Origin of the sequence: Actinophytocola sp. (genome assembly GCF_035712165.1) — a bacterium.
In the GTDB taxonomy this organism is placed as follows: domain Bacteria; phylum Actinomycetota; class Actinomycetes; order Mycobacteriales; family Pseudonocardiaceae; genus DASYTH01.
In genome coordinates, this window is record NZ_DASTBH010000504.1 from 1 (window position 1) to 6,465 (window position 6,465).

A 6,465-nucleotide genomic window follows, 5' to 3' on the forward strand; every position below is an offset into this window, starting at 1 on the left:
GATCTCACCTGCCCAGCCTGTGCCGCGCTCATTGAACGTCGACGCCAGCGTGGGCGCGCTCGTTGCCGCATTCCCACCCGGCAACGCCGCCGCGATCGCATCCAGGCCGGTGCCCGGCTGCACCGCCCTGGCCTGGTCCGCGGCGGATCCCGCCGCCTTGGCCGCGCTGCGCAGCTGACCGATCTGAACCTCGAACCCGCTCACGGCCCCGTGACCCCCGCGCCCGAATTGATCATCAGCCGCACTGTACGGGAGTTCGGCGGCGGGCAACCCCGATTCGCGCGACTTGACGCATGCCGATATGGGCATATGATTGCGGCTGTGGCACGAGCAGCGACTACGTCGGACGTCTTCAACGCGATCGCCGAGCCGCAGCGCCGGGAGATCCTGGTGCTGTTGCGGGCGGGCGAGCGGCCGGTGACCGAGTTGGCCCGGGAGTTGGGGATGACCCAGCCGCGCGCGTCCAAGCACCTGCGGGTGCTGCGGGAGGTGGGTCTGGTGGCCGACCGCAAGGCAGGCAAGCAGCGCCTGTACGGCCTGGACGCTCGCGGGCTGCGGCCGGTGCACGAGTGGACCGGCGGGTTCGAGCGGTTCTGGAACGAGAGTTTCGACCGCCTGGACGCCTATGTGCAGGACCTGAAGCAGGCACGGCAGGAGGAATGACTGATGGCAGCGGCACAGCAGGATACGGGGGTGGCCGAGCGGGAGATCGTGATCTCCCGGGTCATCGATGCCCCGCCCGAGTTGGTGTTCGAGGCGTTCACCGAGGTTCGGCATCTGTCGCGGTGGTGGGGGCCGGAGGGGTTCAGCACGACCACGCGGTCCTTCGAGTTCGGAGTCGGCGGGGAGTGGGAGTTCGTGCTGCACGGGCCGGACGGGACGGACTATCCCGAGTGGATCCGGTGGACCGAGATCGTATCGGCGGAGCGGATCACGTTGCGCCACGGTGAGTTCCGCGGCGACCCGAACGCCTTCGAGTCGGTCCTGACGTTCGAACCGGACGGTGCGGCGACCCGGATCGTGATGCGCACGGTGTTTCCCACCAAGGAACTGCGCGCGGAGGCGGTCGAGAAGTACCGCGCGATCGAGGGCGGGCAGCAGACCCTGGCCCACCTGGCCGCCTACGTCGCCGAGATCGTTGGCAAGGGAGCGCGGGACTGATGGCCGGAAAGGTGTTCTTCAGCGTGTCGATGTCGCTGGACGGGTTCGTCGCGCCCGGGTCCAACGCCACCGCCGCCCGCGCCATGGCGGAGTTCAGCGCGCCCGGCACACGGGACGACCAGGAGGTGCGGCGCTGGATGGCGCAGTGGATGGACCTGCACCAGTGGATCTTTCCGCTGCGGTTCTTCCGGGAGAACCTCGGGTTCGGCGAGGGGGGTGAGGAGGGACGCGACAACGACATCGCGCGGGAGACCTTCGAGCGCACCGGGGCGAGCGTCATGGGCAGGCGCATGTTCGACCTCGGCGAGCGGTCGTGGCCGAAGGAGGCGCCGTTCCACACCCCGGTCTTCGTCGTGACGCACACCGGGCGCGACCCCTGGCAGCGGCCGGGCGGGACGACGTTCCACTTCGTCAACGACGGCATCGAGGCCGCGCTGGACCAGGCCCGCGAGGCCGCAGGCGACCGAGACGTCCGCATCGCCGGCGGCGGTGCGACGATCCTGCAGTACGTCAACGCCGGCCTGATCGACGAGTTCTCGATCACGTTGTCGCCCGTGCTGTTCGGCTCCGGCACCCGCCTGTTCGAGGGCGTGGACCCGGACCGCGTGGCCCTGGAGCCGCTCCGCGCCGAACCCTCCCCGAGGGCGACGCACCTGACCTACGCCGTGCGAAAGCGGTAGACGACCGCCGGCGGTGTGCGTGGAGTGCGGGGACTCACTGCGCAATCGGCCCCGCGGCCGATCCTGAGCGGTACGGTGGAAGGACCTGGCGGTGTTGCCGCTGCCGAGGCTTCGGCGTGTCCGAAGGAGACTGGACCCGAGCCCGTCGCGGGCGAACCCGAGGATCGAGCGAGCGCCGCCATGACCGACCTGATCATCGCGATCGCGCTGTGTGTGGCGGTGGCCATCGCCTACGCGACGGCGGCGCTCATCCAGGCTCGGCATGCGCACCTGTCCGTGCGGGAGCTGGTCGGGGTCCCGGTGCTGTGGGTGGCGTTGGGGCTCAATGGTCTGGGCGCCGCGCTGCACGTCACCTCGCTGGGTTTCGGTCCGCTGTCGCTGATCCAGCCGCTGGGCGTGCTCACCCTCGTCATCGCCGTTCCCCTCGCGGCGCTGATGGCGCGGCGCCGGGTGTCCCGGCTGGAGTTGAGCGGCGTGACCTACACGGTGCTGGGTCTCACCGGCCTGACCCTGCTCATCTCCACCGGCGGCGGGACCCGGACGCTCGCCTCCGGTGAGCTCGTCGGACTGCTCGTCGCCACGGCCGCCCTCCTGACGGTTCTCGGTCTGCTGGGCCGGCGACCGGGGGCATCGACGCTCTGGGAGGCGGTCGCCGGTGGCGCTGGGTACTCGGTCTGCTCCGCACTGTGCCAAACCGTGGTGGTGACCGTGGGCGCGGCCGGCGCGACGGCGCTGCTGCGGCCCATCATGATCCTCGCCATCCTCGGCATCGGCGTGTTCGCGGTCACCGCGACCGTGCTCACCCAGCGGTCCTACCGCAACGGGCTCGGCGCGCCGCTGGCGGTGACCAACCTCGTCAACCCCGCCTCCGCCACCATGATCGGGGTGGTCCTGCTGGGTGAGCGCCTCGGCACCACGCCCGTCGAAGTGATCGTCGCCGCCGGCTGCGCGCTGCTCAGCGGCTTTGGCGTGGCCCGGCTCGCCCGCGCCCGAAACGTCGACACCGCCCTCGCCGCACCGGCACCATCACCCGAGGACCTCAGCGTCGTCGGTGCGCCATCCACTGCCAGATGTGCGTCCCGTTGACGGCCGGGTCGTTGCGGGCGACGTAGATCCAGGACCAGTGGCCGGGGAACTGGTGGCCGTTCCAGATGACGTGGTCGTAGAGGGTCATCAGGGAGCCGGGGATCAGGTCGTGGGCGTGGACGGTGTTGGCCACCGGATCGACGGTGGTGTCGTCGCGGGAGGCCACCAGCCAGGTGGGGGTGCTGATGGCGGCCAGTTCGGCGTCGGAGATGCGGGGCGGTTCGCCCGGCTGCCGGGGTGTGACGACCCCGCAGATCGGGACGGACGCGGCGAACATGGTGGGGTAGACGGTGGTCATCTTCAGGCTCATGTAGCCGCCGTTGCTGGCGCCGACAACGTAGATGCGGTCGGGATCGACGGACCGGGCGCGGACGACGTCGTGGATGATCTCGTTGATCAGCGGGGCGAACCGGGGGCCGTCGTCCAGCCAGGCCGACGTGCTCTGCGGGGCGAGGACGTGGGCGCCGTTGAAGATCCGTTGGGCCTGCCGGGTGGCGAACCCCAGGGCGCCGCGGTTGGCGCGCAGCGTGGTTTCGTTGTCGTAGTAGTCGTCGGGCAGGGAGGCGCCCTCGCCGCCGCCGTGCAGCCAGACGACCAGGGGGTGCCGGCCGCGCCGGGTGGGGGAGTAGAGCCGGTACTTCATGCCGGAGCCGGAGACGTGATGGCTGAAGGCGTCCACCTCGGGGTTGGCCAGCCGGCCCTGCACGAAGCGGGCGATGGTGACCGGGCGGCCGTGGCGCAGCCGGATCGGGGTGTTCTGGGTGATGGTGTAGTCCAGGTCGAGTTGGACGTTGCGGAAGATGCGCACCAGGAAGCCCAGAGTGTTGCCGCCGGTCTGGCCCTCGGCGAAGCTCAGGTCCAGCACGATGTTGCCGTGGTGGTCGAGCCGCACGGCGGTCACCGGCCGGTCGAGGTCGTAGCCGACGACCTGGCCGCCGGTGTCGACCGGGCTGGTGGCCTTGGCGTGCACGGTGAACGTGCCGGTGGTCAGGCTCGCCGGGTCGATCGGCCCGAGCCGGGAGGTGTCCAGGGTGAGCGAGGTGACCTGCTCGCCTCCGTCGAGCGTGACCGCGTTGAGGACGAAACCCAGGCTGGTGCGGTGCTGGCCCTCGGCGTGGGCGACGCCCGGCAGCGTCAGGCCGGCGGCCGCGCCTGCCCCGACCGACAGAGCGGTGCGACGACTGATCGACATGGCCATGTGAACTCCTTCGAGCCACACCGACGAAACGGTGCCGCGGGTGTTCAGAGGTTGTGCCGCAAGCTCAGAGTAGGCCCGATCAGAACCGGTCGGTACCGGTGAGCTCGTGCTCGAAGGCGTCCGCGTGCGCGACGACCTGCAGCAGCGGGCGCTCGAACTCCTCCTGGATGCTCAGGTCCGCCAACGGCACGGCGTGTTTGACCAGCGCGACGCCGTCCACCACCGCAACGCCGCCGATCACCACTGTTCCGGCGAGCTCGAGCAGGCGCCGCAGGTCGACCTTGTCGGCCCAGCCGACCGGCGAGGAGATCTCGATCAGCTCCGCCCCGTCCGGGTCGCTCAGGTGGTGCACGGCCACCTGCTGGGTCCGCCCGCCCTCGGTGCTCAACCGGAAGCGCAGCCAGCTGTCGTTTTCCTCCAGCACCTCATACCGCAGCCGAACATAGTTGATCACGTCCAGCCAGATGCTCACCCCGGTCTCCTCCCGCCGCCGACCCTCGCGCTGAGCGCAGCATCTCACGCCCTGACCCCCGTGATCCGGTCGACGACCGTGTCGAGCCGCGTGTTGCTGGACAGGTCCGCGTCGCGTGCCGTCGCCACCAGCCGGTCGCGCGTGGCGGACACCGCGCCGAACTCGCCGAACGCCTGGCTGGGCGCCGGGCCGACGGGGTTGCCGAGCGCGTCCACGAGTTGCCCGGTCAGCGGGTCGACGTGCAGCCCGGTGAGGTCGATGTCCCGGTACGGCGGCAGCCGGAGGGTCCTGGGCCGCGGCGTTCGCAGCCGCCACGCCCGCCCCTCGTCGGCCTGCTCACCGTCGAGTCGCGGGTAGAAGCCGTGCTCGGCCGCCGTTCCGTCGGGGTCGAAGCGCGGCAGCGCCGGCAGCACCAGGGTGTCGCCGCGCCGAACCAGCAGGGTGGTGATCGGGGGGCTGACCGGCGGCCAGGCCGGGCAGAGTCTGGCCGTGGTCCAGAACGGGTGCTCGACGGCCGGATCGTCCACGGGCAGCACGGGTGTCGCCGGCCAGACCGATCGCCATGGCCCGGCGGCCGCCGGGAGGCCGCCGCCCTGGAGCAGGCAGACCTGCACGAGCAGCGCGGTGCCGCTCAGCAACTGCTGCGGGAGGCCGTCGGAGCGGTCGGCGGCCGGAATCACCGCGGTGGCGGGCGAACGGTAGGCCGAGGCGTCGGGCATGGCCCTGATCAGCTGCGCCGACGCCACCGCCGACGCCGCCACGACGAGGTGGGTCCCGAACGCGAGCAGGTCTTCGGTGGATCCGGGGGCGACCGGCCTGGTCCGGCACAGCTCGGCCAGTTGGGCCCGCAGCTCGAAAGCGGTCAGCGAGCCGATGTCGACTCGGGTGAGGAAGCAGAGCTCGCGCGACCGGGAGTCGAGGACCGGCAGGAGGTCGTCGCCGGTGCCGGCCGGTCGCTCGACGGTGTTCCACAGGTTCTCCGCGGTGGCCAGTTCCGCGGCGTCCGGGGGCGCGCCGAGGAGTGCGGACAGGAACACCGACTCCAGCCCGGCGAACGAGTGGCGAAACCTGGCCACCGCACACGCGCCGCGGAGGATCTTCTGGTTCGCGGCGGCGTCGGTGGCCGCGAGTTGTCCCAGCCCGGCGACGACGGCGGTGTCGCGCCACGGCACCGCGAGCGGGCCGGTGTCGGTGGCGGCCAGTTCGGCCACGCCGCGCAGGCCGCTCTGCGTCGGGACACCACGGGCCACGGCGGGACCGAACTCGATCGTTCCGGTGGAGTTGTCGACCGAAGTCATGGGACATGTCCTTCCACAGCCGGGAGGTCAGCGGCGGGCGCGCGCCCGGAGGACGCGCAGCACGTGACCGAGCGTGTCGTCGGGGCGGAACCCCTCGAGCCTGAGCCGGTTGACGACCTCGTGCGACGGAACCTGACCCCAGGTCTGCGTGCCGCGCCCGGTCCCGGCGAGTTGGTTGTAGACGGAGTTGAGCGTCAGGCCGCCGTCGAGCAGCACGCCCAGTTCGTCGACCGCGGGGAGCTCGGCCAGCCGCAGCGCGGCCCACTGGTTGTTGGCCGTGGCGGTGACCAGCCCGTCCCGGCCCGGCCCGAGCGGGACACCCGCGCCGATCAGCGTCGAACGGTCGTTCCAGTAGGGCACCGTGAAGTCCGGGTCGATGGCGTTGTCGTCGATCTTGCACTTGACCTCGGACGGGTGGACGCACGTGCCCTGGGGCGGTTGCTGCGCCGGGTTCCTGGCTTCGGCCGGAGCGGTCGTGACCGTGCTCGCGGTGACCGTGGTCGTGGTCGTCGTCCCATCGGGATTGTGCGTGGTGACGGTCGTCGTCGTGGTCACCGTCTGGCACACGAC

Annotated in this window: 9 protein-coding genes; 4 read left to right on the forward strand and 5 right to left on the reverse strand. The window is 71.3% G+C overall.

The window, feature by feature from the left end; genetic code table 11:
- Positions 1–204, reverse strand: a 204-nt coding sequence (locus VFO68_RS28600) for a hypothetical protein (RefSeq protein ID WP_325161515.1), incomplete at its 3' end; no start/stop codon positions are given.
- 117 nt (positions 205–321) lie between these two features.
- On the opposite strand from VFO68_RS28600, the gene VFO68_RS28605 reads away from it, so the two are divergent.
- From VFO68_RS28605 to VFO68_RS28620, 4 genes are all read left to right on the forward strand, one after another.
- Positions 322–663 carry a metalloregulator ArsR/SmtB family transcription factor gene (locus VFO68_RS28605; RefSeq protein WP_325161516.1) on the forward strand — a complete coding sequence of 114 codons (342 nt, stop codon included), beginning with the start codon at positions 322–324 and terminating at the stop codon, positions 661–663.
- A 3-nt stretch (positions 664–666) separates the two neighbouring features.
- A complete protein-coding gene (locus VFO68_RS28610) occupies positions 667–1,161 on the forward strand; it encodes an SRPBCC family protein (protein ID WP_325161517.1) in 495 nt (164 codons plus the stop codon).
- Positions 1,161–1,841, forward strand: coding sequence for a dihydrofolate reductase family protein (locus VFO68_RS28615; protein ID WP_325161518.1), 681 nt, complete (start codon positions 1,161–1,163; stop codon positions 1,839–1,841). Before VFO68_RS28610 ends, VFO68_RS28615 begins: the two co-directional genes overlap by 1 nt.
- A 180-nt stretch (positions 1,842–2,021) precedes the next feature.
- The gene (locus VFO68_RS28620) at positions 2,022–2,927 is read left to right on the forward strand and encodes a hypothetical protein (RefSeq protein WP_325161519.1); all 906 of its coding nucleotides are present in this window, start codon (positions 2,022–2,024) and stop codon (positions 2,925–2,927) included.
- Here VFO68_RS28620 and VFO68_RS28625 read toward each other — a convergent pair.
- The 4 genes from VFO68_RS28625 to VFO68_RS28640 form a co-directional block, all read right to left on the reverse strand.
- Positions 2,881–4,125: a prolyl oligopeptidase family serine peptidase gene (locus tag VFO68_RS28625; RefSeq protein WP_325161520.1), complete on the reverse strand. Its 1,245-nt coding sequence runs from the start codon at positions 4,123–4,125 to the stop codon at positions 2,881–2,883. The genes VFO68_RS28620 and VFO68_RS28625 overlap by 47 nt on opposite strands.
- 79 nt (positions 4,126–4,204) lie before the next feature.
- The gene (locus tag VFO68_RS28630) at positions 4,205–4,597 is read right to left on the reverse strand and encodes a hypothetical protein (protein ID WP_325161521.1); all 393 of its coding nucleotides are present in this window, start codon (positions 4,595–4,597) and stop codon (positions 4,205–4,207) included.
- Positions 4,598–4,641: 44 nt separating this feature from the next.
- Positions 4,642–5,895, reverse strand: a complete 1,254-nt coding sequence (locus VFO68_RS28635) for a hypothetical protein (protein WP_325161522.1) — start codon at positions 5,893–5,895, stop codon at positions 4,642–4,644.
- Positions 5,896–5,922: 27 nt separating this feature from the next.
- A partial coding sequence (locus tag VFO68_RS28640; RefSeq protein WP_325161523.1) for a hypothetical protein occupies positions 5,923–6,465 on the reverse strand: 543 nt, incomplete at its 5' end.

Excerpts from the sequence above, each read along its gene's own strand:
- VFO68_RS28610 (WP_325161517.1), top strand. The coding sequence starts at position 667 with ATGGCAGCGGCACAGCAGGATACGGGGGTGGCCGAGCGGGAGATCGTG.
- VFO68_RS28615 (WP_325161518.1), top strand. The coding sequence starts at position 1,161 with ATGGCCGGAAAGGTGTTCTTCAGCGTGTCGATGTCGCTGGACGGGTTC.
- VFO68_RS28620 (WP_325161519.1), top strand. The coding sequence starts at position 2,022 with ATGACCGACCTGATCATCGCGATCGCGCTGTGTGTGGCGGTGGCCATC.
- VFO68_RS28625 (WP_325161520.1), bottom strand. The coding sequence starts at position 4,125 with ATGGCCATGTCGATCAGTCGTCGCACCGCTCTGTCGGTCGGGGCAGGC.
- VFO68_RS28635 (WP_325161522.1), bottom strand. The coding sequence starts at position 5,895 with ATGACTTCGGTCGACAACTCCACCGGAACGATCGAGTTCGGTCCCGCC.